At 52.4% G+C, this 21136-nt stretch carries 20 protein-coding genes; 13 read left to right on the forward strand and 7 right to left on the reverse strand.

The window, feature by feature from the left end; genetic code table 11:
- Positions 1 to 215 (reverse strand): hypothetical protein (locus tag VE954_RS38195; protein WP_324963081.1); only part of this gene is annotated, 215 nt, incomplete at its 3' end.
- Positions 216 to 764: 549 nt separating this feature from the next.
- On the opposite strand from VE954_RS38195, the gene VE954_RS38200 reads away from it, so the two are divergent.
- Both VE954_RS38200 and VE954_RS38205 read left to right on the forward strand, forming a co-directional pair.
- A complete protein-coding gene (locus VE954_RS38200) occupies positions 765 to 2258 on the forward strand; it encodes a hypothetical protein (protein WP_324963083.1) in 1494 nt (497 codons plus the stop codon).
- Between the two features lie 114 nt (positions 2259 to 2372).
- Positions 2373 to 2729 carry a hypothetical protein gene (locus tag VE954_RS38205; protein ID WP_324963085.1) on the forward strand — a complete coding sequence of 119 codons (357 nt, stop codon included), beginning with the start codon at positions 2373 to 2375 and terminating at the stop codon, positions 2727 to 2729.
- Between the two features lie 46 nt (positions 2730 to 2775).
- Here the strand turns inward: VE954_RS38205 and VE954_RS38210 are convergent, their stop codons facing one another.
- Positions 2776 to 3534: a hypothetical protein gene (locus VE954_RS38210; protein ID WP_324963087.1), complete on the reverse strand. Its 759-nt coding sequence runs from the start codon at positions 3532 to 3534 to the stop codon at positions 2776 to 2778.
- Positions 3535 to 3846: 312 nt separating this feature from the next.
- Entirely contained in the window at positions 3847 to 4767 is a 921-nt protein-coding gene (locus tag VE954_RS38215; RefSeq protein WP_324963089.1) for a hypothetical protein, read from the reverse strand.
- Positions 4768 to 4963: 196 nt separating this feature from the next.
- Here VE954_RS38215 and VE954_RS38220 point away from each other — a divergent pair, with 196 nt between their 5' ends.
- On the forward strand, positions 4964 to 5491 hold the full coding sequence (locus VE954_RS38220; RefSeq protein ID WP_324963091.1) for a response regulator: 528 nt from the start codon (positions 4964 to 4966) through the stop codon (positions 5489 to 5491).
- A 20-nt stretch (positions 5492 to 5511) separates the two neighbouring features.
- Positions 5512 to 6150 (forward strand): hypothetical protein, encoded by a 639-nt coding sequence (locus tag VE954_RS38225; protein ID WP_324963093.1) that lies wholly within the window; start codon positions 5512 to 5514, stop codon positions 6148 to 6150.
- 6 nt (positions 6151 to 6156) lie between these two features.
- Here VE954_RS38225 and VE954_RS38230 read toward each other — a convergent pair whose 3' ends face one another.
- Both VE954_RS38230 and VE954_RS38235 read right to left on the reverse strand, forming a co-directional pair.
- Positions 6157 to 7380, reverse strand: coding sequence for an NADP-dependent isocitrate dehydrogenase (locus tag VE954_RS38230; protein WP_324963095.1), 1224 nt, complete (start codon positions 7378 to 7380; stop codon positions 6157 to 6159).
- 133 nt (positions 7381 to 7513) lie between these two features.
- The gene (locus VE954_RS38235; protein WP_324963097.1) at positions 7514 to 8470 is read right to left on the reverse strand and encodes a hypothetical protein; all 957 of its coding nucleotides are present in this window, start codon (positions 8468 to 8470) and stop codon (positions 7514 to 7516) included.
- 218 nt (positions 8471 to 8688) lie between these two features.
- Here VE954_RS38235 and VE954_RS38240 point away from each other — a divergent pair, with 218 nt between their 5' ends.
- The 9 genes from VE954_RS38240 to VE954_RS38280 all read left to right on the forward strand — a co-directional run bounded on the left by VE954_RS38240 (position 8689) and on the right by VE954_RS38280 (position 20333).
- Complete coding sequence (locus VE954_RS38240) at positions 8689 to 9345, forward strand: MotA/TolQ/ExbB proton channel family protein (RefSeq protein WP_324963098.1); 657 nt, start codon at positions 8689 to 8691, stop codon at positions 9343 to 9345.
- A 12-nt stretch (positions 9346 to 9357) separates the two neighbouring features.
- Positions 9358 to 9909 carry a biopolymer transporter ExbD gene (locus VE954_RS38245; RefSeq protein WP_324963100.1) on the forward strand — a complete coding sequence of 184 codons (552 nt, stop codon included), beginning with the start codon at positions 9358 to 9360 and terminating at the stop codon, positions 9907 to 9909.
- 29 nt (positions 9910 to 9938) lie between these two features.
- Complete coding sequence (locus VE954_RS38250) at positions 9939 to 10442, forward strand: ExbD/TolR family protein (RefSeq protein ID WP_324963102.1); 504 nt, start codon at positions 9939 to 9941, stop codon at positions 10440 to 10442.
- A gap of 14 nt (positions 10443 to 10456) precedes the next feature.
- Positions 10457 to 11215, forward strand: coding sequence for an outer membrane beta-barrel domain-containing protein (locus VE954_RS38255; protein WP_324963104.1), 759 nt, complete (start codon positions 10457 to 10459; stop codon positions 11213 to 11215).
- Between the two features lie 14 nt (positions 11216 to 11229).
- Positions 11230 to 12789: a hypothetical protein gene (locus VE954_RS38260; RefSeq protein WP_324963106.1), complete on the forward strand. Its 1560-nt coding sequence runs from the start codon at positions 11230 to 11232 to the stop codon at positions 12787 to 12789.
- A gap of 67 nt (positions 12790 to 12856) precedes the next feature.
- Positions 12857 to 15937 carry a tetratricopeptide repeat protein gene (locus VE954_RS38265; protein WP_324963108.1) on the forward strand — a complete coding sequence of 1027 codons (3081 nt, stop codon included), beginning with the start codon at positions 12857 to 12859 and terminating at the stop codon, positions 15935 to 15937.
- A gap of 3 nt (positions 15938 to 15940) precedes the next feature.
- Positions 15941 to 17095: a hypothetical protein gene (locus VE954_RS38270; protein ID WP_324963110.1), complete on the forward strand. Its 1155-nt coding sequence runs from the start codon at positions 15941 to 15943 to the stop codon at positions 17093 to 17095.
- Positions 17096 to 17272: 177 nt separating this feature from the next.
- Positions 17273 to 19459 carry an AgmX/PglI C-terminal domain-containing protein gene (locus tag VE954_RS38275; RefSeq protein WP_324963112.1) on the forward strand — a complete coding sequence of 729 codons (2187 nt, stop codon included), beginning with the start codon at positions 17273 to 17275 and terminating at the stop codon, positions 19457 to 19459.
- A gap of 106 nt (positions 19460 to 19565) precedes the next feature.
- Positions 19566 to 20333 carry a peptidoglycan DD-metalloendopeptidase family protein gene (locus tag VE954_RS38280; RefSeq protein ID WP_324963114.1) on the forward strand — a complete coding sequence of 256 codons (768 nt, stop codon included), beginning with the start codon at positions 19566 to 19568 and terminating at the stop codon, positions 20331 to 20333.
- 69 nt (positions 20334 to 20402) lie between these two features.
- Here the strand turns inward: VE954_RS38280 and VE954_RS38285 are convergent, their stop codons facing one another.
- The gene (locus tag VE954_RS38285) at positions 20403 to 20765 is read right to left on the reverse strand and encodes a hypothetical protein (protein WP_324963116.1); all 363 of its coding nucleotides are present in this window, start codon (positions 20763 to 20765) and stop codon (positions 20403 to 20405) included.
- A gap of 30 nt (positions 20766 to 20795) precedes the next feature.
- Positions 20796 to 21131, reverse strand: a complete 336-nt coding sequence (locus tag VE954_RS38290) for a hypothetical protein (protein ID WP_324963118.1) — start codon at positions 21129 to 21131, stop codon at positions 20796 to 20798.
- Between the last annotated feature and the right edge of the window lie 5 nt (positions 21132 to 21136).

A 21136-nucleotide genomic window follows, 5' to 3' on the forward strand; every position in this document is an offset into this window, starting at 1 on the left:
AACAGCTCATTCCTTACCTCACCATTTTGCAGACTCTCATGCTGCCAAGACTCGGTATATCGTTTCCCAACATACCGTTGGAAAAAGTTTTCCCACTGAAAAATAATAACTTCATTATATGGCTTGAAGGCCGCTTTGGTAATCCGTCTCGTATCGAGCTCCGGACCAACCTTGGGAAGCTGCTGGAAACGGTCAACATAGGCCCTTGCCGCCATACTTTCCAGCGTAATTTCTATTGGGCTCAGAGGGAAGTAATGCTGAACTGTGAGTCAGGAAATATGCTGGTGCTGCGTGACCGAAATTTGAAAGTTCTGTCCCAGGTGGAATTGGAATCGTCACTGCAATATTGCAGCACTTTGCTTTTTACGGATGACGGATACAATGGTTTCCTCAGTTGCCCTGGCTATCTCGGTCGTCTGACGACATCGGCAGGCAAGATAACTCTGAATAAGCTTGCTGATAGCAGTGCGGCTTCGATAGGGAAAAACAGTTCGGATACACTTTTTTGGAGTATCGATCCGAGTCAAGAATTCAAAGTCACTATCTATAATGTTGATGGGCGGCGCCTATCTGAATTCAATGATCAGCAGTCCATCTTAAATGTCGAGGGTGACCGTAATGGGTCGCTCCTATGCTTCGATCATAATGATGTCATCAAATGCCGTTCGGCCAGTGAAGAAAGAACGTTCGCTAAAAGGTCCGGGTCCGTCTTCGGATGGGATGTTGATCGAAAACGCCTTATTTATGAGGAAAACGGATCAGCGATGATCTACGATTGGTCGAGCCAAACTAAAAGAAGTCTGGGAGAAGTTCGGCCTGGGACGCAGTTATTTTTCAAGCCAGATGGTTCGTCTGTGATTTGTGAGCATTCAATCGCTAAGGTCTTTGATCCCATCAATCTTACTCCTGTAGCAGGTGCAACAGACGAACGTTGTTGGACGGGACGCATAGGAAGCTCCCAGGTTTGTGCGAGCAAGGGGAGATACGGTCAGGATCTTGTCGATTGCTCAACACGTCAGGAAGCTTTTTCGCGTTTGTCGCTGAGTCAGCACATCCTTGCCATTGATGGCCAAAAGAAAGATGTATTTATCCGCACTCAGGACGGTCGCCTTGAAGTCATAGCCAGTAAACGATGGACGCCTGCTTTTCCAGGAAAGTCTAACGACATCAATTCCTTCTTGTTTGCTTCCGACACGAGCTGGATCCAGGCCGTGCCTGATTCCCTGAATGTGCACATCATCAAAAGCCAGCGCAGGATTCCTGGAATAGATCCGGGTCGTATTCTTGAGATGACCTCTAATAAGTATCGGGCTATTGATCTGAATCCAACTGGCTTGCCCCTGCTGCTGGTTGGCGAAGGTCAAATCTTGAAAGTTTTCTCTCTGAATGCAGGGGTTAAGGATCCTCTCGAGGCCAAGATGTCGGCTGAAATAGAGCTATTTCAATGGATTGCCGCGGATCGAATCGCAGTGGTGACCAAGGATGGTGTGTTAGCAGTTCTCAATGAAAAGCTTCAGCGTGTATTGAGCATCACCTTGCCTGAAGGTTTTCTCTCTGTCGGGCCCTTGCAAGTTGTGGCTCAGCTGGAGAAAGAAGTGTTCGCCCTGGCGGGCAGCGCGGGTGATTCTGAAAATGTCATCATTTTGATTTTCAAAACCCAGGATCCCAAACCCTTTTATGAGTTTCATTCCAAACGAGTCGGCTTCTCGCCGGCAGTTGCGAGTGTTCAAACGATGGCATTTTCGAAAGATGCCCAGAAACTGCTTATTGGTTTTCATATCAACGCCATAATTCTATTGGACTTGCAAAATTCCACGCTTGATAAGCCGGCAATTGTTAAGCTTGGCGACCCACAAGACACTGTATTTACTACAGATTTTTTTCCAGGGGATCGGAGTGCGTATCATATGAGCTGGGATGGGACTGTTGCTCTTCATGCCCTGGATGGGAGCAACCCAACCTATCTGCCAACGGTACAGCCCCTTTCCCGCGGACGCTATATTCAACGAAGCGGATGGTTTATGAACTACAGCAGCGAACAGATGCTTGAGATCCTGCGGCCAACAGGTGAGAGTGTTGGACGGACGGTGTCGCCTTACGATATGGTTGGGGTTGGGTCCGACAACAATTACATTTACTTGCTTTTCAAGGACATAGGTTTGGTGCCTATAACGCTGGACCAAACCCAATATCTGCCCAGGCTCTGTGAATGGTTGAAACATCAAGCGCCGTTATCGGGAATTCCTTGCAAAAGCTAAGGAGCCGCCCTTGTGGCCTTGCCGATTTCAACGTGGTGGCGAGGGGTCAGACGCTGGATGTATTTTTTCGAAGTGCTATAATGTGCGTGTATAGTGTCTTACGAAAGGGAGCGTATGAAGAAGAATTTAGGGCAGATAGCTGCGGCTATGGTTTGCGCTTTGGCAGCGCGTGACGGGTTCAGCATGGATGTGCAGATTGTCAAAGACAAGAAAACCGGCAAAGAGTATTTTTGCGCGAACGCGAAGTGCGCAGGAAACTCTGTCTGTATGGGTGCTGGCAACGACGCTTGTGGGTCGAATAATAAATGCGCGAAAACTCTCGGTCATCCGATAGGTTGGACAGATGCTCCGGATAAAAAGATTTGTGAAGAAAACGGGGCTGGCAAGTGGATGCTCTTCAAGAAGGAATATTCCATAAAGGCAGGCAACGTAGCACCTTTAGCCAAGGCAAAGCCTACCCCTAAGAAATAAAAAAAAGCTGAGGTCAACCCTCAGCTTTCTTTTTTTTCATCAAAAATCAGGGAACAACTTTGCCATCTGGACCGATTTTTTCGATCGCGATGAAGACGTTGTTCTCAGCAGCCTGACCAGCAATATGGTCATAGGTTGCGCCGTCGGTCGCTCTCAGGTTTTGCGCAGGGAAAGCAGCGCAAGTACCGGTAGCGATGGCTCCGCTACCATGAGAGAATGGAGCGCCACCAGTTCCGGAGTGCAGATAGATATTTGCACCGGAATTGTTACACGCAACCATGAAAGAAGTCAGCGTGTTGAGAACCACGGCGGCTCCCTGACGATCGGTCAACGCAATCTTGTTAGGATCGGTTGGGTCAATCTTGGCCACCAACTGCGCGCCCAGACCTGCTTGAGGAGGGATCACAGCGCCAGCGGCGTCAACGGCCACTTGAACTTTCAAGCGGGCGGCTGCTGTTGTGCCCCAGGCTTTGGCAGCGGTGATGTTGACCATGTTGAACATGGCTTTGTTAGCAATTTTTTTCGCTGTATCAGCTACCGCTGCAGCTGGTGCAGCAGGGGTCGCCGCTGGTGTTTCAGCTGGCTTAGCAGGCGCTGGAGTCTCGGTCTTGCCAGCGTCAGCAGTATTGTTTTCGGTAACAACGTCGTCTTGTGGCATGGGGCCATGGTCGCCGTTCGCGTTGATAGCGGCTACCTGATCGGTACCAGCCGACTGAACGCCAGTGTTGTAACTAGGAGCTTTGGAACAAGCTGTTCCCAGAGCGATCAAAGATGCAAAAGATATAATGGTGTTCCTGTAAGCCATGTACCATCCCTTTCGTCGAATTTTAAATTCCTGCGCATGTATCCAAAGCAAGCGGCGTTCCATCAACAATATCGGTACAAGTTCCCGATATCTTAAGGTCAGCAGATGGCGGAAATCCGGCCAAAGATCTGACACCCACCAAGCGTTTGACAGGTGTTTTTAAGGGTTTGAAAGCTATGGAAGAAAAGGCTTTTCTGGAATTGCGGTGAACAGGGAGCTGGCAGTTCCCTGGCATAAGGGAATTTTTATGTCCAGGGAATTTACTGGCTTGGATGACCCCGAGCGGGTGATTCCAGGCTGTAGAAAAGCTGACTAACGATCCATGGAAAGACTGAAACCGTAAACGCTCATGTTCGTATCGAAGTCGGGGCTATCACCTTTATACTGATGAACGAAACCGCCGACCTTAAACTGCTGATTCAATGCGTATCGACCCATGAAACCGATCGTTTGGGATTTGGCCTTCGGGTCACCTTCCACGTTTTTGGTTTGAATCAGAGCGAGTTCGGTGGCGAGCTCATCTGTGATGCGGGACGCCAGCACCAGCGTGGTACTGGTTTCCACGGTCAGCGGAGAGCCGTTAGCGATTCCAGGAAAATCATACCGGGTATAAGTCACAGCTGTTGTGAGCAGGGGTGAGAATTGATAGCGGACGGAGAGGTCCATGCTGCGAGGGATATCGATGGTCGGGACCATAGTGTCCCGGTAACGGTCGGCATAAGCGACAGTTGCTTCCCATTGATCCTGATGCCACGTTCCACTCAGCAGCAGGCGATGTGAGCTCGCTGAATAGCTCCCTGTCTGCGTTTTATATTCGCCTGTTTCCATTTCCTGACTGATGCCCAGGCTGAAGGAAGGGGAGAGTTGGAAGGCCAAATAAGGCTGATAGTTGGTGGTCAGTTCTTCCCGGCGAAAGACAATGGCGTCCATGGTGAACTGCTGGATGTTGCCTGAGACGCCTAGGATCAGAGAGTTTTGATCGAGTGCATGCCCGCAGTGAAACCCTCCACCCTCGGACTTCGCTTCAATCGTGAGGTGCCCATTTTTCGATTCCATATTTCCGCGCGAGAAGATGCCGGCGAACTCACAGCCGAGTTTCTTGATTTGATAACTCTGCGAGCTGGCGATGATCGTATTGCTGAGCAGGATGGAATCATCAAACCCTTGATCCTGGCCAAAAGCGTTCAACGGGAAACCGACAAGAGTGAGCAGCAGAGTGGGCAACCACCGCATGAACGACCTCCGGAAAGAATAAGAAAAAATTTATTTTAACATGAAGGTGAACGATTTTTGCGAAAACAACTGTTCACCCGTGCAGTATTTTGTACATAAATCGAGCCAATCGTTGGACACGGCCGTGCAAAGGCGCTATGTGTGAAGGAGAGGGGGGTCGAGTCATCGTTAACCTACGTTCAAGCGAGAGTTAAGTATGATGAAGATTTCGAAAAGCAAAGTGTCTAGCGGGACTTTCGACAACACCATGGACATGCTTTCAGCGGAAGAGATGCAGTTACGTAACATTCATGGGCTTCGCATCCTTGTGGTGGATGATCAGAAGGAAAGCGCGAAGCTTCTAGCTCTCATTTTGAAAAACGAAGGTGCTGATGCCCGATGGGTGACGTCCGTAGCTGAAGCGTTCGAAGTCATCGATAGCTTCCATCCGAGTATCATCGTCAGCGATCTTTCCATGCCCCAGGAAGATGGCTTCGACCTGATCCGGAAGTTCCGTCTGGCTCATCGATTGGATGAGGGCGGGTTCGTGCCGGCCATCGCTGTCTCGGCGGACGGCAGTGAAGGGGCCATGCAGAGAAGTTTCGAGTATGGCTATCAAGGATTCTTTCCGAAACCTGTGGAACAGAAGTATTTGATCGAGGCGATTGCGAGCATGGCTTTGGTGCATCGCATGCTGAGTGATAATTTCCGTCGCGATTCGATGCCGCTGAGTGGGTCCTTTTAACGCAAGAGGGGCTGTCGACCGTGGATGACGAACCGGTTCCGTGGAAATACTACGTCGCCACCGGCGTGACGGCGGTGATTGCCTGTTTTCTATCCGCCGTCCAGGGTGATACAGGCATCTTTTTTCGGGTCCGTGAAATTCTCATTATGATCCTCAGGACCGACGTCCATCCGCTCTGGGTGTTTGTGCCTGCATTTCTTCTGGGCACGGCGGCGTGTTGGGTGGAACGGCCCAAGAATAGTCGTTCCGTACTGATCGCGGGACTCGCTTCGTTTTCACTGTTCGGCTTTACCCCCTACTCCGACGGCAAAAGTGCGGTGGAGGGGCGTAATAGAATGGCGGAGGCTTGGGATAATCTGCTCCTGCACGTCAAGGGTCTGGAGCCTGGGCCGGTGCAGGCGAGTCTGATCATTCGCGATGCTGATTTTCAGATCGTGAAACGCCTCCCCGAGCTGCAGGATCAGCTGGCATTGCGACTGACCCCTCCCGGTACGTACTGGGTTGAGGTTAGTGGCGGCACGTTCTATCGCAACGTGAAGTACGCTGTGACCATCGGCGATCAGGTGGTGGAGCTGGACGTCGTTTTGGAAAAAATAGGCGGCTTGGAAGGGTTTCTGCAGAAGTTTAAGCCGGCAGCCCGAGGGGACCGCCAGCCTTAGTGCGGATTACGTCCAGGCTTTGCGGAAGTTCTCGCCGATTTTGTCGAGGAAAGCGTCGGTATAAAGGTAGCTGCCTTCAGGAACCTTATTGCCATGAATACAAACAGCAAGGTCCTTGGTCATGGCGCCGCCTTCGATCGTGGCCACGCAGATCTTCTCCAATGTTTCCGCCCAACGCACAACGTCCGGCGTATTGTCGAGGCGGCCGCGGTGCGCCAGTCCCTGCGTCCAGGCAAAGATGCTGGCGATCGGGTTGGTGCTGGTCGGCTTGCCTTTTTGATGTTCGCGGTAGTGACGGGTGACCGTCCCGTGAGCCGCTTCGGTTTCAATCGTGCGGCCGTTCGGGCACATCAGAACCGAGGTCATCAGTCCGAGCGAGCCAAAACCTTGCGCGACGGTGTCCGACTGCACGTCCCCATCATAGTTTTTACAGGCCCAGACGATACCGCCGTCCCACTTCAAAACCTGGGCGACCATGTCATCGATCAAGCGATGCTCATAGGTCAGCTTCGCCGCTTCGAATTTGCTCTTGAATTCAGTCTCAAAAATCTTCTGGAAGATATCTTTAAAGTGTCCGTCGTAGACTTTCAGAATCGTGTTTTTGGTCGACAGATAGACAGGGAAGTTTTTTTGCAGACCGTACTGGAAGCAGCTACGGGCAAAGCCTTCAATCGATTCGTCGGTATTGTACATGCCCATGCTGATACCGGCGCTCTTGAAATCATGGATTTCCCAGGACTGCGGCGCGGAGCCATCGGCAGGCTCATACACGAGCTTGACCTTGCCGGCTTTCGGGACATCGATATCCACACATTTGTATTGATCCGCGTGAGCGTGACGGCCCACCACGATCGGACGTTTCCAGTTGGGGACGAGTCGGGGAATATTTTTGCAGATAATAGGCTCACGGAAAACAGTGCCGCCCAAGTAGTTGCGGATCGTGCCATTGGGGCTCTTCCACATTTTTTTCAGATGGAACTCCTTGACCCGCTCTTCATCCGGCGTAATGGTCGCGCACTTGATCCCCACATCATATTCTTTGATCGCGGCGGCCGCATCCAGAGTCACTTTGTCTTCGGTCTTATCGCGGGTTTCGATACCCAGATCATAGTATTTAATGTCGATATCGAGGAAGGGAAGTACCAGCTTTTCCTTGATGCGAGCCCAGATGATCCGGGTCATTTCATCGCCATCAAGCTCCACGATCGGATTTTTGACCTTTACCTTCATTTATACTGACTCCTATAAGGCTTTCGTACGGCCCTTGGGACCAAGGGAGCGAGGGAGAAAGTCTAGGGACTTCAGGCGCGCTTGTCCAGCCCATATCGCGCGCTGCCCAACGCTCTCGTCTTGCCGTTGTGACTTACGTGCGGAAGTAATGAATGGAGCGAGCCATCGAAGCAAAGTCGCGGAGCTGATCGTTGACATCAATCAAAGCCATAATCTCGGTTCGAGTGCCTGGCTTCACGTTGCAGACGATGCCATGACTCGAATACAGAATTTTGAAAAGACCCAGGCCGGCGCCACCCTTTTTTTCATCGATGAGGCCATCGGTTTCATCCCGCTTCAAAACTTTTTTCAAATAGGTGAGCAAAGTCTCTTTGCGCAAGGCTCCAAAGGGGTCGGCGGTGGAAATGGCTAAAATTTGACCATCGCAGCCAAAGCTCAGCTCGCCGTACTCAGCGGGCTCCAGCACGATCGCCTGGGTCTGCTCCACATTTTTAAAGCGAGCGATCCCGGCAGCGGCTGGGGCATCATAAACGGTATTCATCAGAAGCTCTTCGGTAATGCCGAAGGCCATGCGCGCCGCATGCTGCCCCAGGTGACAGGCCTCGGCGAAGCGCATGACATTGCTGTTCAGTTCCTCGCGCTCGGCGGAGCCGCGGACCTGGGCGCGGTGAATGATGGTGTGCGGAGCCAGATACTTTTCGATGCCGAACAGATCGCGGCTTCGAATCTTGGTGATGGTAACCCGCAATTGATGAATCGTCCAACCTTCGCGGCCTTTGTTGGCAATCACATGGTCCAAAAGCTTTTCTTCGGTATTTTGCAAAAGCGCGCTATACTCTTTCATCGGCAACTCAGTTACGAGGATCGCTTCACCTTTCGGGTTCGTCTGTCGAAACCGAGTGAGGAGTTTTAAATCCGGTATGTTGCTGACAAGTATATCGATGTTGCTGTTATTCTGTAAAACTTCCAAAGCAGCATTGATATTCGTCACGCTTTCCAGGTTTTGCCCGCCACTGATAAGTCGCAGAGCTTCTATGGATGGCAGCGATTTGTAGCCACTGCAATCGACAAACAAGAGCGATCCGTTCATGGCATCCTCAAGGATAGGGGATAGGCAAAGGTTGCACTCTTTCACTATATCGCAAGGTGCGCGTGGAATCCAGAGCCGGTGGGGCAAAGATGGCTCCAGAGGTTGACAGCAGGCCGTCCGGCTACGTAGAATTTTATTAAAGCTAAAAAAGCGTCCTGGTTTTTACAAGGCCGACCAAGGCCAGCGGATCGCACCTTTCAAGGAGGAAATGACAGGATATGGAGTCTATTCATCTCTACTTCCAACACGGTGGCTACGAAGTCATGTTCTCGATTCTGGCGACCCTGGTGATTTCCCTGGGTCTTGTGATCGAGCGCAGTTACCGACTGTGGATGGAATACGATCTGATCAACAGTGATGGTTTCATGGCTATGGTGCAGAAGATGGTGATGAACAACTCCATCGAGAACGCCATCCGTCTTTGCAAGAAGGCGCGTCCCAAGTTGCTTCCCTACGTTCTGGCTGAAGGTCTGAAGCGTTCGAATGATTCCACACAGGAAATCAACAACGCGATTGATTACGCGGTCTTGACCGTGGTTCCCAAGGTGAACAAGGCTGTGTCCTTCCTGGCAACGACTGCCAACGTCGCGACGCTGCTCGGACTCCTCGGTACCATCTTCGGTCTGATGCGCTCTTTCGCGGCGGTTGCCAAGGCCACGGGTGCGCAAAAGCAAACCCTGCTTGCCGAAGGTATCTCGGAAGCTCTGAACGCCACGTCGTTCGGTCTGTCGGTGGCTCTCTTCTGTCTGTTTGCTTACGGTGTGCTCTCCGCCAAGCAGAAGACCGTGGTTGATGACATCAACAAGAACGCGTCCAAACTGAACGACCTGCTCTATACCAGAAAAATGAAACTCAAAGGCGCGAAAAAAGCCTAACCGGAGAGGCCTGTGAGCAAGAAACACAAACGTCGCAGTTCAGGCGGAGCCGGTCCGGACGCCCCTGAACTGAACATTATGCCCTTCATCGATATTTTCTCGATGCTCAACACCTTCCTCCTGGTGTCGGCCGCGTTTATCGGTCTTGGTATTCTTGAAGTCCAGGTTCCGTTCCTGTCAAATTCCTCCGAAGTGAAGGAGCCGCCCTCGCGCTCCTTTAATATTCGTGTGGATGTTGCCGATGCGGAAATCAAGGTGACTTCGGAATGGACCGAGCAGCCTTTTGACAAGGACGTGAAGACATTCAAGGTGGACGATGCAGATTTTGCCCGGTTCCATCAGGAAATGATCGCGCTCCGTGTGAAGGCTCCCGAGAATGACAAAGTTACGATTTTCTCGGACGACTCGGTCAAGTATGAAATATTGGTCAAGGCGATCGATGCCATCAAGACTATGAAAGAGAATGAGCCCCGGCCAGCGCTTCCCAACGCGGATGAGCTGCGCAAGACGGGAAAAGACATGTACCTGTTCGAAAAAGTGGTGATTGGTAGTGTAATTTTGTGACTTTGTAACGACACGCACGGAGACGGACCATGTCATCAGCCGGTGGAGAAGGCGGAGAAACACTCTCGCTGAACCTTACGCCCATGCTCGACATTTTTAGTATCCTCGTAACTTTTCTTCTGATGAGTTACTCGACGGATCCTACGAACCACGACGTGGACCAGAACCTGGAGTTGCCGGATTCGGTCACGCTGGTGAGCATGGACGAAGTGCCGAGTATTGTTGTCAACAAGAACGAAATTCTGGTGAATAACAAGAAGGTCGTGACTTTGCAGGGCGGCAAGGTTCCGAAAGACGATATCCAGCAGGGTGCTGCCTATCCGGTCTATCAGGAACTGGTTGAAATCGCCAAGGTGAACAAAGCCGCGGCTGAAATGCTCCGCGGTGATGACACCAAGAAGTTGAAGCCCGGCGAGATTACGATCGAGATGGATAGAAAACACGATTTTGAGCTGCTTCGCCGCATCATGCTAGCGGGACAACAGGCTGAATTCGTGACTTACAAGCTGCTGGTGGCCAAAGAGCACATCTGATGGGGTATGGGCTGATGCTGAGCAAGTGGGGAAAAGCAATGGCCGTAGCGGCCAGTCTTGTAAGCGCCGTACCGCTATCCGGTGCCAGCGACGAATCGGAGCGTTTTAAGGACGTTGAAATCCGGGTGATTCGTCCCCGCTATTTCACCAAGGCCGGTCGCCTCGAGCTGGGGGCGGCGATCAACACCATCATGAACGAGAGCTTCATCTATACCTTCCTGGGTACAGGTCTCTTGACCTATCATTTCAACGAATCGTGGTCGATTGAAGGTATGGCTGCCTATGGCATCAGTATCGATCGCGAGGATAAGCGTATCCTCTTCGATGAATTTGATATCAAGACTCAAATCTTCCGCACCTCATTCATGACCCAGCTTGCGGTGCAATACACCCCAATCTATGGCAAATGGCAGCTGCCTTCGGGCAAGCTCGTTTATTTCGATACCTATCTGCAGGCCGGCGTTGGTCAAACCGGGGTCGAGTGGCGCTATGATGATTTCTGCGAGCCACCCGATAAAAAACTCGACCCGACCGCCGAAGATATTCCCAAGAATGCGACCAAATCCTATCCCACTTTGATGGCGGGCGTAGGACAACGTTATTTTGTATCAAGAAAGATGGCTTACAAATGGGATTTGCGAGCCAATCGTTTCAATTACACGATCCTGGACGGCGAATGCAGTCCGATTAAAGCAAAAACCCTGCAAGGACTCAGTGGTACGGCTCCGCACGACACGATTACTTTGCTGATTGGGGTGGCGTATTACCTTTAGCGCTTCGAGGGCCCATGTTTGACCGTCTGCGAAAACCAGGCATCCTGATTTGTGTCGCGACCCTCGCGCTCGCATGTGGCGAAGCGTTGGCTGACTATAAGCAGGCCAAAGTTTATTTTGCCAAGAAAGACTATGTGAAGGCCGCTGCGGCCTACCATGAAGTCTATGAGAAATCCGACAATAAAGGCGAAAAGCGTAAGGCTGAATGGGGCCTTGCGCAAAGTTTGCAGAAAACCGGCCTGCTTTATTCTGCTTCCAAGCATTACAGTTTGATCGTCCGTCGTGGCCGGACCGAAGATAATCCTTTCTTCCGCTCCGCCCTGGAAGAACTCGGCAACATCAACAGCAAGCTCAGTCTCGGTCAGTCCCATATCGTCCAGCTGTTCAAGACCGAAATTCGCCTGTCGGATGTGCCTGGTCCTGCCCGCGGCTTCTACTTCTATTACAAGGGTGTTGAAGCCTTTGGCGATCGCAGTCTGGAAACCGCGGAGAAATATTTTTCCATGGTCCCAGCCGGCAGTCCTTATCAGCTCGGCGCCCAGTTCCACGAGGGCGTGATCAACAACCTCAAGGGGCGGCATTCCCGGGCTATCGCACTGTTTGAAAAAGTCCTGGCAGGTACCCGCGAACGCAGCGACATGAAAGAACTCCAGGAAATGTCGCTGATGAACATCGCGCGCGTGAACTACGAGATCAAACGCTTCCCTGAAGCGATTTCCTACTACGGTCAGGTGCCCCGTGATTCCGAGAACTGGCTGGATGCCATCTGGGAAGCGTCCTGGGCATTCTTCTTTATGGAAAAATTCAATAACAGTCTGGGGAATATCCATACGATTCACTCCCCATTCTTTGAGAATCGGTTCTATCCCGAAGCCTATATCCTGCAGTCGATCACATTCCTGAGAATGTGCCGCTACGATCAGGTAAAGGAATCGATGCGCCGCTTCAAGGACCGCTACCAGCCGGTCTTTGGTGACGTGAAAGGGATGTTGAATCGCTTCAAGGGTGATCCCAAGGGCTTCTTCAAATTCGTTTACGATTATCGCAATAGTCAGCTTTCGAGTTACCGTCGCGCCGAAGAGATCGTGAAAAAGCTTTCGCAGGTGGATAGCTTCAAGGAAGCCATGGATACCATCCGCTTTACCGACCGCGAGCTGAATGCCCTGCGCAATTATCGCGAATGGCAGTCGTCGGGTCTTTTGGAAAGCCTGAACCAGTTCCTGGAATCGAAGAAATCGGCCGCTGTCCTTGATGCCGGCCAGCGTATGTATAAGGAAGGCACGACGTACTATACAGAGCTCCTCGAACTGTCCAATCAGACCAAGCTGATCGTCGCGGAAATGCAGCTCGGCAAGCTTGCCAGTCTGCGAGCCCTTATCAAGGTGACCGGCGAGGACAAGAAAACTCAGTTCATCGGTGGTATGCAAAAGCTCAATATCAACCAAACCCTGGAATACTGGCCCTTTGAAGGCGAGTACTGGGAGGATGAGCTGGGCTTCTATGTCTACAATTTGGCCAGCCGCTGTGTGGCCAACAAAGACGATGGGGACAACGGCGACAAGGGCGGAGAGTAAGTTTTCGGATGAGTCCGGCTGCAGGACGAATGAGTTTCCGACTGCAGGCGATGAATAAGGGTGAAATATGCGTCTTTTGTTCCAACAGATTCTGCTAGGATACGTGCTACTCTGGCATTTGCCGGAGCATCTCGCTGCCCAGGAGCAAAAGCGCGCGACTCTTGAAGTGACCGAACGCAAGCGCGAGGCCAAGAAAGATAAAGCCGGTCCCACGCTGAAGCGCTCCGCGGTCTTTTCCATGCAAGTCGAACGCAAGCTCGTCAAGGGTATCGATAAGACCGTCCGTTATCTGGAAAAAACAGCCAAGAGTTTGCCCCCTCGGTCGCCGCAACGTCTGCAGATTCTGGAGCGTATCCTGAACCTGCACATGGAGCAGGCGACGTACGTGCGTTCGGAAGAGGAACGTGATTACGATAAAAAATATACAGCCTGGGAAAAAGGTGGCAAGAAAACCCCTGAGCCCCGTCTGAATACCAATAAGTCCATGGGTCACTGGAAAGCGGTCGTGACGGAATCGTCCGACATCATCACCGAGTACCCGCGCAGTGAGAACGCCGACCAGATCACCTATAACAAAGCTGTGGCCCTGCAGTTCCTGGGCAAGGAAAAGGATGCGGCCCGCATCTATACCCAGCTGATTCAAAAGTATCCGAACTCCGCGATCTCGGGCGATGCCTACGCATCCCTGGGTGATTTTTACTTTGATCGAAACGACTTCACCAACGCCCAGACCAACTTTGGCAAGGCTCTGAAGTATAAGCGCAGCAAGCGTTATCTTTGGTCGGTCTTTAAGCTTGGCTGGTGTGCCTATAACCTGGGTGATTACCGCAAGAGCTTGAGCTATTGGAAGCAGCTGGTGAGTCTGGCCAAAGGCGGTACGACGAACCAGGACGCTCAGCTGCGTGAAGAAGCCCTGCGCGACATGGTCTTTGCCTTCGCGGAACTCAAAATGATCGAAGAGGCGATTGCCTACTATCGCGCCAACAACGGGGCGAACTACATCGGTCCTTTCCTGCAACTCCTCGCTCAGATCCTGTCCGATCAGGGTAACTACGCGCAGGCCATCAACGTGCTGAAGCGGTTCCAGCAGATTGCACCGAACGATCCGGATGGCCCCAAGGCGCAAAAGGAAATCGTCAGTCTCTCAGCCGCATTAGGCGATCTGAAACGCGTCTGGGTGGAACTGGAGCGTTTCGCCCAAATGTATTCCGCGGGTTCAGACTGGGCCAAGGCGAATAAGAAGGATCTGGTGCTCGACACGCAAGCCGAGATTAAAGATCAAATGCTCTATTACGCGACCCTGACTCACCAGAACGCGATCAAGGATGATAACCGCGAGTTGAACCTTGCGGCCAAGGAAGGGTACCTGCTCTTTATCAAGTACCACCAGAAGGCCCGCGAAGTTCCAGGCGTCATGTATTACCTGGCGGATATTGAATACTACCTCAAGGATTATCGCGCAGCAGGCCGTTACTATCTGGAAATCGCTTCGCTCGGCAAGGACAAGGCGATTCGCTATAACAAAGGCGAGAAGCCCGAGAACATGCACAAGGAAGTGTCGATCTACATGGTCAACGCTTTCGTGAAGGATTTCGAACCCGAATTCAAAGTGCTGAAAAAGCGCAAGCCGGATTTCAAGGATCCCAAGCCCATCTCGGCCCGGGCCCGCAACTATATCAAGGCCTGCGAAAAGTACACCGGTTGGTATCCTGAAGATCAGGTCCGCGTGAAGAGTTGCGATGTGGGTATCGCCACCATCTTCTATCATTCGGGTCAGAAGGATAATGCGGTCCGCTACCTGAAGAATATCGCGGTCAAGTATCCGAAGGACAAGGAAGGGCAGGGCGCTGTCGACCTTTTGATCCCGATCGTCAAGGATGATCGCAAGGACCTTTTGGCAACGGCCGACAGTCTCTTGAAAATACCTGAATATCGGAACAGCAAGGTCGGAACCGACCTCCGCAATATTCAGCGCGCAGCCGAAAAAGAAGATATTGCCAAGGAAAAGGATACTTTGAAGCGCGCGCAGCGTTTCGAAGCTCAGGCCCGCAAGTATCCCAAAGATCCGGATGTTGACAAGCTGTGGTACAACGCAGCCGTTGACTATATCAAAGGTGGAGCGATTGGCCCGGCGATTGAAGCTTATCTCTTCATCGTGCAGAATTTCCCGGACAAGCCCCAGGCCAAGGAATCCTTGCTGCAGGTTGGCAAGATTCACGAAAAGCAGTTGGAGTATGACAAGGCTTCGGATTACTTCCTGGAGTTCACCAAGAAGTATCCCAAGGAAAAGGAAGCCGGCGGAGCCCTGGCTACGGCCTGTACTCTCCAGATCGCCTTGAACACCCCGAAAGCTCTCCCGGTTTGTATCGCATTTGCCTCGCGATTCCCGGACAACGCCCTTGGGGTGGTGGAAGATCTGATTGTGGGTGCCGAACGCGCCAAGCGTTACGACCAGATGGTCGAAATCATTCGTACTCAGTATCTGAATCGCTTCAAGCTGAGTCCTAACCAGCAGATCGTAGCTTATTACCGTATCGCTCGCGCTGGCGGCAATGATGCTGGTCAGGCTGTGGCTCAGATCAAACAGATCTTTGGTTCGAGTCCCGGCAATGTGAATGGTGAGGCTCTGCGTTATATCGGTGAGATTGCCTTCCGGGAAGCCGATGGCATCTTGCCTCGTTACCTGAAGATTCCCCTGGTTGGTGGCACTGTGGATGCTCTGGCCAAGTCGCTGGAAAACAAAGCCACGGGCCTAGCTCAGGTGGAACAAACCTATCAGCGCGTCGTTGGAACCAAGGATGCGTACTGGGGTGTCGCCGCTCTCTATCAGATGGGCTTTGCTAACGAACAGTATGCGGAAGCTCTGGCCAATCCGCCCGCGATTCAGGGCGCAAGTAAAGAAGATGTTGTGAAAGAACTGGCCCCGCAGATTGCAGAGCGCCGCAAGGCCGCGGCCAACTGGTATAAAATCGCCCAGGATACGGTAACCCAGTTCCGCGTCTACAACGATTGGTCGTTGCGTGTGATCGGTGGCATCAATCGTCTGGCCGGCAAGCGTGTGCAGTTCGATGACTTCGTGGTCCAGCCGGACTTTTTGGGTTCCGAGCTTGCCAGCAGCATGGCTGGCTCTGTGAAGAATGGGAAATAAGCGATGTTGCGAATATCCTCTCCATTGATTGTTCTGGGTTTGATGCTGGGATCCTGCGCCACGCTGAAAAATGTTGGTGGTGGCGACGACAAGGGTGCGGCAAGCCTCAAGGAAGAGGGTGATGAAGACTCGGGTGATTCGAAGAAGGCCCAGAGTGGCAACGACGACCTTTATGTGTCCTCGAATTATCAGACGTTGACCTATAGTCTTTCCAACAACTCTTTGACTTCGAAAACCATCAATCTTGGCAAGGCCAAGGATCTCGCCAGTGATCTGGAAGGCAAACTGGCCTCGCCGACGATCAAGGATCGCAAGGATCTGATCGCGCTGATGGCCGCCAAGCGCCTGGCCGGAGAAGGTGTGGGCCCAGTTTTCCTGGTGGCCAAGAAGCTCATGGTTGTCGAAATGAAGGAAGACATTCGGCACGAAATGCCGGAAGTCGCCCAGCTTGAACTGGCTCTCGCTTCGATCCACTCCCGGCAATTCCCCATGGCCGAGCATTGGATTGAAAAACTCATGAACAGCAAGAATGAGAAGACCAAGGCGGCGGCGCTGACCGCGCGCGGCATGATAGCCATGACTGACGGCCGTTTGCCCGAAGCTGTGGCGCTGTGGAACGAAGCGCTCAACCTGCGTAAAGATTATGAACCAGCGCGATTGAATATTGGTTTTACGGCTCTCCGCTACGGTGATCATAAAACCGCGAAAGCGATGCTGGCCGGTCTGCCCGAAGATTTCTTCGTCGGCACGGGCCTCGTTCAAAGCGAACGCCTGGCGGACAACCCCAAGGAAGCGGCTCAGTACTGCGCGTCCGTCCTTGAGAAAAAGAAAAATTATAAACCCGCTCTCTTTAGCTGTGCCTTGAATGAATACCAAGGTCTTGGCAATCTGCAGAAGGCTCGTGCCGAACTCGAGGAGATCGCGAAGACGGATGGTGGGCCATCGTCTTTGGATGAACGAGCCTACCTGATTATTGGCAAGATAGAAAAAGAACAGCGCGAACAGCAGGCCAAGGAACGCGCTGCTGCCGCTGCGAAAGCTCAGCAAGCCCAACCTGCAGGCCAGGCTCCAGCCGGCGCAGGGAACAAAGCACCTCAGCAAGGCCAACCCGCTCCTCAGCAGGGAGCCCCCGCTCCAGGCACGCCTCCGAAGCAGTAACCTGTCGGTTTCTTAATTCCGTAACAGCCATAAAATTTTTAAAGGCCCGCTAACTGAAAGCGGGCCTTCCCATTTGAGCTGATCCACGCAATAATAATAGTAACGGCGTTTATCAGGTCACTGGTGCTTCCGCCAGATCCTCCCGATCAAGGGCTGGCTTCATTTGGGTTGAGTTGAATGAACCTTGAGATCCGCTACTCTCCGCCTAATCAATCGCAGCAGGTCGTCCCGGTCCGTGATCGGTTGATGATCGGTTCCTTGTTATCCAACGAAGTCGTGATTCGAGCGACGGCGGTGGAACCCATTCACGCCATGATCGAAGTTTTGGAAAATGGCGTGCACATGCTCACCGACCTGGGTTCGCACTCCGGTGTGTTTCTGAACGGGAAACGCATTGAAGTCGAATCACCCTTAAGTGTCGGCGATCGCATCACCATCGGTGATGTCGTGATCGAAGTTTACAATCATCAAGCTGTGGCTGCTGCAAGCTCCGAGTTTAAAGCAGCCCAGAATGAAGGAACCAAGGTCGGTGGGGAAGCCACCGTCATGAACGGACGAGCAGGTGTGGCGGCCGCGCCTCCACCGGCATCAGTTTATGAAGCGGCATCTGACCATGACATGGAGTCGGATCACGAGGACGCGGATGAGGCGGACGATATGGCTGCAGGCGATGACGTAAAAACAACAGTGCGAGCGGCGCCCAAAAGCGACGGTGACCGCGGGTCGGATGATGGGGACATGCTCTTTTCCCCCAGAAATGCCAAACCCAGCGGTAACGTTCTGGAGGTCGTGAGCTATTGGGACGACACTATTCTTGACGTGGATTTATTCCATTCCAAGTTCAAGAATTATGAAAGAGTGACCATCGGTGAACCACCGAAGGCGCACTTTCTGTCGGGAAGCGAAAACGATGTTCGTGCGCACGAACTTGCTACAGTGAATGAAGAGGGCTACACCCTTCACCTGATGCCGGACATGCATGCGCGCCTCAGGAAAGGTGGCAAAGTCCTGGAGGAATCCGGGGCGAAAACCATCAATATGAGCAAGCACGATATGGCTCATATCGCGCAAGGACCATTGAAATATTTCCTGATGTTTATCAAGCCGCCAGTTTTGGAATTGCCGCGAACCAGTGCGCGCGATCCCATTTTCATGGCGATCATGGTGGCTTCGCTGCTGTTTTACATCGCTGTGGTCCCAGCGATTTACCTCAGCAAAAATCCAAAAGATGACAAGAATGATGACGACATCTGGTCGATCGTCAATGCTCCGGAAAAGAAAGAGGCGCCGAAGCCTATTCCGAAGCCTAAAGTTGAAGTGGCCGAAGTGAAGCAGGAGCCGCCGCCCAAGCCAACTCCTCCTAAGCCACCACCCAAGCCGCCCACACCGGTTCCGCCTGAAGCGAAACCGAAGCCTGTGGAACAGCCCAAACAGGTTCAGCCCGCGCCGCCGGTTGAAAAACCTACGCAGCAATTGGCTGAACCGAAGAAGCCAACTCCTCCGACGCCAACACCGCCGCAGGAGAAGCCAGCTGATAAGGGTATGGCGAATACCGGGAAAAAGCCTGACTTCAAGGCCCCTGGTGCAGCGACAGCCGCAAAGGTCGGCCCATCAGGTGGTGCACAAGGTGGTGACAAGCTACGCCCTGATGCTGGCGGACAACGCAAAGGTGAATCGAAACTCGATCTCGCAGGTGCCGAAGGTGGAGCTCCAGAAAAAGCATCTGGCGTGAACCTTGCAAAACTTGGTTTAGGTGCCGGTAAAGTTTTGAGTCAGGTTGGAGCCGGCGCGATTAAAACAGACTTTAAAGATTCCGCTGGCGGTGCTGGTGGAGGCGCCGGGTCGGGAGCGAAAACGCTAGGACTTGGTGGACCAGGAACAGGTAAGACTCTTGGAGTCGCCGGGACCGGTGGAGCAGCCAACAACTTTGGTGGATTCGGTGGAACCGGATCGGGTGAAGGCGGTTCAGGTGGTCTTGGTGGCGCAGGAATCGGCAAGGGATTCGGCAAAGGTGAGGGCGGAGCAGGCCGCGCCAACGTTGAAGTCCCGCCAGGTGATCCTGTCGTAGCAGGCGGTTTGACGACGCAAGAAGTACAGGCAGTCATACGTGCGAACCTGAATCAGATTCGTCACTGTTACGAGCAGCTCTTGCAGCGTTCACCGAACGCAAACGGCAAAATTAAAGTGAATTTCATCATAGGAGCTGATGGACGAGTGACTTCTTCTAACATCGGATCGGACACAGTTGGCGACGCTGTAATGGCCGGATGTGTGACTGGAAAGATTGTTCGTTGGAAGTTCCCGACGCCGCGAGGCGGTCAGAATGTAAATGTAAATTATCCCTTCGTGTTCAACCCGCTTTGATGTTATCCTAATCGGGCAGCGCCGTCTGCTTACGCCCACCGAGTCACTCTCGGTGGGCGTCGCATTCTTTTTTTTCGTAAGGTTGATTGTATAGGGGACAATTTACATGAAGAAACCAGAGCTCAAGGCCTGTCTGCTGCTCGGTACCTTTTTGTTTGGATCGTGTGCGCACCGTGCAGCTCCGCCTGGCCAGGACGCCCAAGCTCGAAATTACTACGAAGTAAAAGTAAAGAAGGGTGACACTCTGGTGAACATGGGCGCTCAATACGCCGTTCCTCACAGCATGATTCAGCACATCAATGGCCTCGAAACCTCGGCCGAACTTAAACCTGGACAAGTTATATATATCCCCGTTAGTGAGAAGGCTCTCATGTCTCCTGACTTGCGGGGAAGGAGCAGGCTGGTCAACAGCGTGCTTCCAGTATCCACGGGCAAAGAATCGGATGATCAAAACCTTGGCAAAGGTGAGCGTGCGACGCTCTACACGGAACTTCGTGAACTGCTCTGGCCGCTGGAAGGCCGTTTGAGTTCCGGATTCGGTCCTCGCAGTGGTCGTTCCCATGAAGGCATCGATATCATGGCTCCTCGCGGTCGCAAGATTTATGCGGCGCACGGCGGGACTGTGGAATATGCCGGATGGAAACGTGGATATGGCTGGACTGTGGTTCTGCGACAAAAGTCCTATAAGACTCTGTACGCGCACTGCTCCAAGCTTTACGTGAAGAAGGATCAGACGATCAAGAGAGGCGAAGAGATCGCACAAGTGGGCGCCAGCGGCAACGCGGAAGGCACCCACTTGCATTTTGAGTATAAAACTTTGGCCAACAAGTCGATGGATCCCATGCCACACTTCGTTCGTCAGTACGCGCACTGATCGACTTTTGGAATCGACTGCGTCTGTTGACCGGATGGCAACAGACGCTGGCCTTCCTACCTTAGACCGTCAATTCATGTTGGCGCGAAAGTCCTGCAGGTCTTTCGAATTCTTAAAGCTCACCATAAAATCCTGACCCCAAGTCGCCGTGCGAATCGTCGGTGACGCCAGCTCGCGTTCGCCTTGTTTGACGACCAGCTTCCGGCCAACATTCGCAGCTGTCAGCTTGTTCAATTCCTGAGCCTGATCCTGATTCAGATGGATGTTGATCTGAAGGTCCTGGCCTTCTGTTACTTTATAATCGCTGACAATCAGGGGTTTTGAGGGGGAGGCACCGGGGACCTGGAAGGTCAGCGGCAAAATGCCTGCAAAGAGAGTCTGGGCCGAGACAAAAAACGACAACGCTAACGCTCCGCAAATAGATCGCGACATAATAAATCCTCATAATTGGTGTTTAAAACTTTAGACCAGACCTGAGGATGCGGGCGGACTGGAGCCGGACGTGCGGAGTGGATCGTAGGGTGCGTGATAGAGGGGAGTTTCGAGACGGGAAATATCGGACGCCGTGCTCATCAGGATGAGAGCCGGGTCAATGACCCGTCCTGGGAGGATCCAGAGAATCCTCTCAGGAACGGTTTGCGTCATCTTATCGACGGAGGTTTTGCTGTTGAGGTTGGTAAGAATGTCTGGGGAATTCAAGCAGCTTGCAGGTACGACTTGGGATGCATCCGCTCGCAACTCAGCTTCCCAACCTGCGAAGAGGAAGATGATTGCAATGAGTAAGCGTATGCCAGACATGAAAC

Origin of the sequence: Oligoflexus sp., from assembly GCF_035638955.1 — a bacterium.
In the GTDB taxonomy this organism is placed as follows: Bacteria; Bdellovibrionota_B; Oligoflexia; order Oligoflexales; family Oligoflexaceae; genus Oligoflexus.

Bases quoted from the DNA above. Each gene is read 5' to 3' on its own strand.
- VE954_RS38265 (WP_324963108.1), top strand. From the start codon at position 12,857: ATGCGTCTTTTGTTCCAACAGATTCTGCTAGGATACGTGCTACTCTGG.
- VE954_RS38210 (WP_324963087.1), bottom strand. From the start codon at position 3,534: ATGGCTTACAGGAACACCATTATATCTTTTGCATCTTTGATCGCTCTG.
- VE954_RS38270 (WP_324963110.1), top strand. From the start codon at position 15,941: ATGTTGCGAATATCCTCTCCATTGATTGTTCTGGGTTTGATGCTGGGA.
- VE954_RS38240 (WP_324963098.1), top strand. From the start codon at position 8,689: ATGGAGTCTATTCATCTCTACTTCCAACACGGTGGCTACGAAGTCATG.
- VE954_RS38285 (WP_324963116.1), bottom strand. From the start codon at position 20,765: ATGTCGCGATCTATTTGCGGAGCGTTAGCGTTGTCGTTTTTTGTCTCG.
- VE954_RS38235 (WP_324963097.1), bottom strand. From the start codon at position 8,470: ATGAACGGATCGCTCTTGTTTGTCGATTGCAGTGGCTACAAATCGCTG.
- VE954_RS38275 (WP_324963112.1), top strand. From the start codon at position 17,273: ATGAACCTTGAGATCCGCTACTCTCCGCCTAATCAATCGCAGCAGGTC.
- VE954_RS38230 (WP_324963095.1), bottom strand. From the start codon at position 7,380: ATGAAGGTAAAGGTCAAAAATCCGATCGTGGAGCTTGATGGCGATGAA.
- VE954_RS38290 (WP_324963118.1), bottom strand. From the start codon at position 21,131: ATGTCTGGCATACGCTTACTCATTGCAATCATCTTCCTCTTCGCAGGT.
- VE954_RS38220 (WP_324963091.1), top strand. From the start codon at position 4,964: ATGATGAAGATTTCGAAAAGCAAAGTGTCTAGCGGGACTTTCGACAAC.
- VE954_RS38255 (WP_324963104.1), top strand. From the start codon at position 10,457: ATGCTGAGCAAGTGGGGAAAAGCAATGGCCGTAGCGGCCAGTCTTGTA.
- VE954_RS38200 (WP_324963083.1), top strand. From the start codon at position 765: ATGATCTACGATTGGTCGAGCCAAACTAAAAGAAGTCTGGGAGAAGTT.
- VE954_RS38280 (WP_324963114.1), top strand. From the start codon at position 19,566: ATGAAGAAACCAGAGCTCAAGGCCTGTCTGCTGCTCGGTACCTTTTTG.
- VE954_RS38260 (WP_324963106.1), top strand. From the start codon at position 11,230: ATGTTTGACCGTCTGCGAAAACCAGGCATCCTGATTTGTGTCGCGACC.
- VE954_RS38250 (WP_324963102.1), top strand. From the start codon at position 9,939: ATGTCATCAGCCGGTGGAGAAGGCGGAGAAACACTCTCGCTGAACCTT.
- VE954_RS38205 (WP_324963085.1), top strand. From the start codon at position 2,373: ATGAAGAAGAATTTAGGGCAGATAGCTGCGGCTATGGTTTGCGCTTTG.
- VE954_RS38215 (WP_324963089.1), bottom strand. From the start codon at position 4,767: ATGCGGTGGTTGCCCACTCTGCTGCTCACTCTTGTCGGTTTCCCGTTG.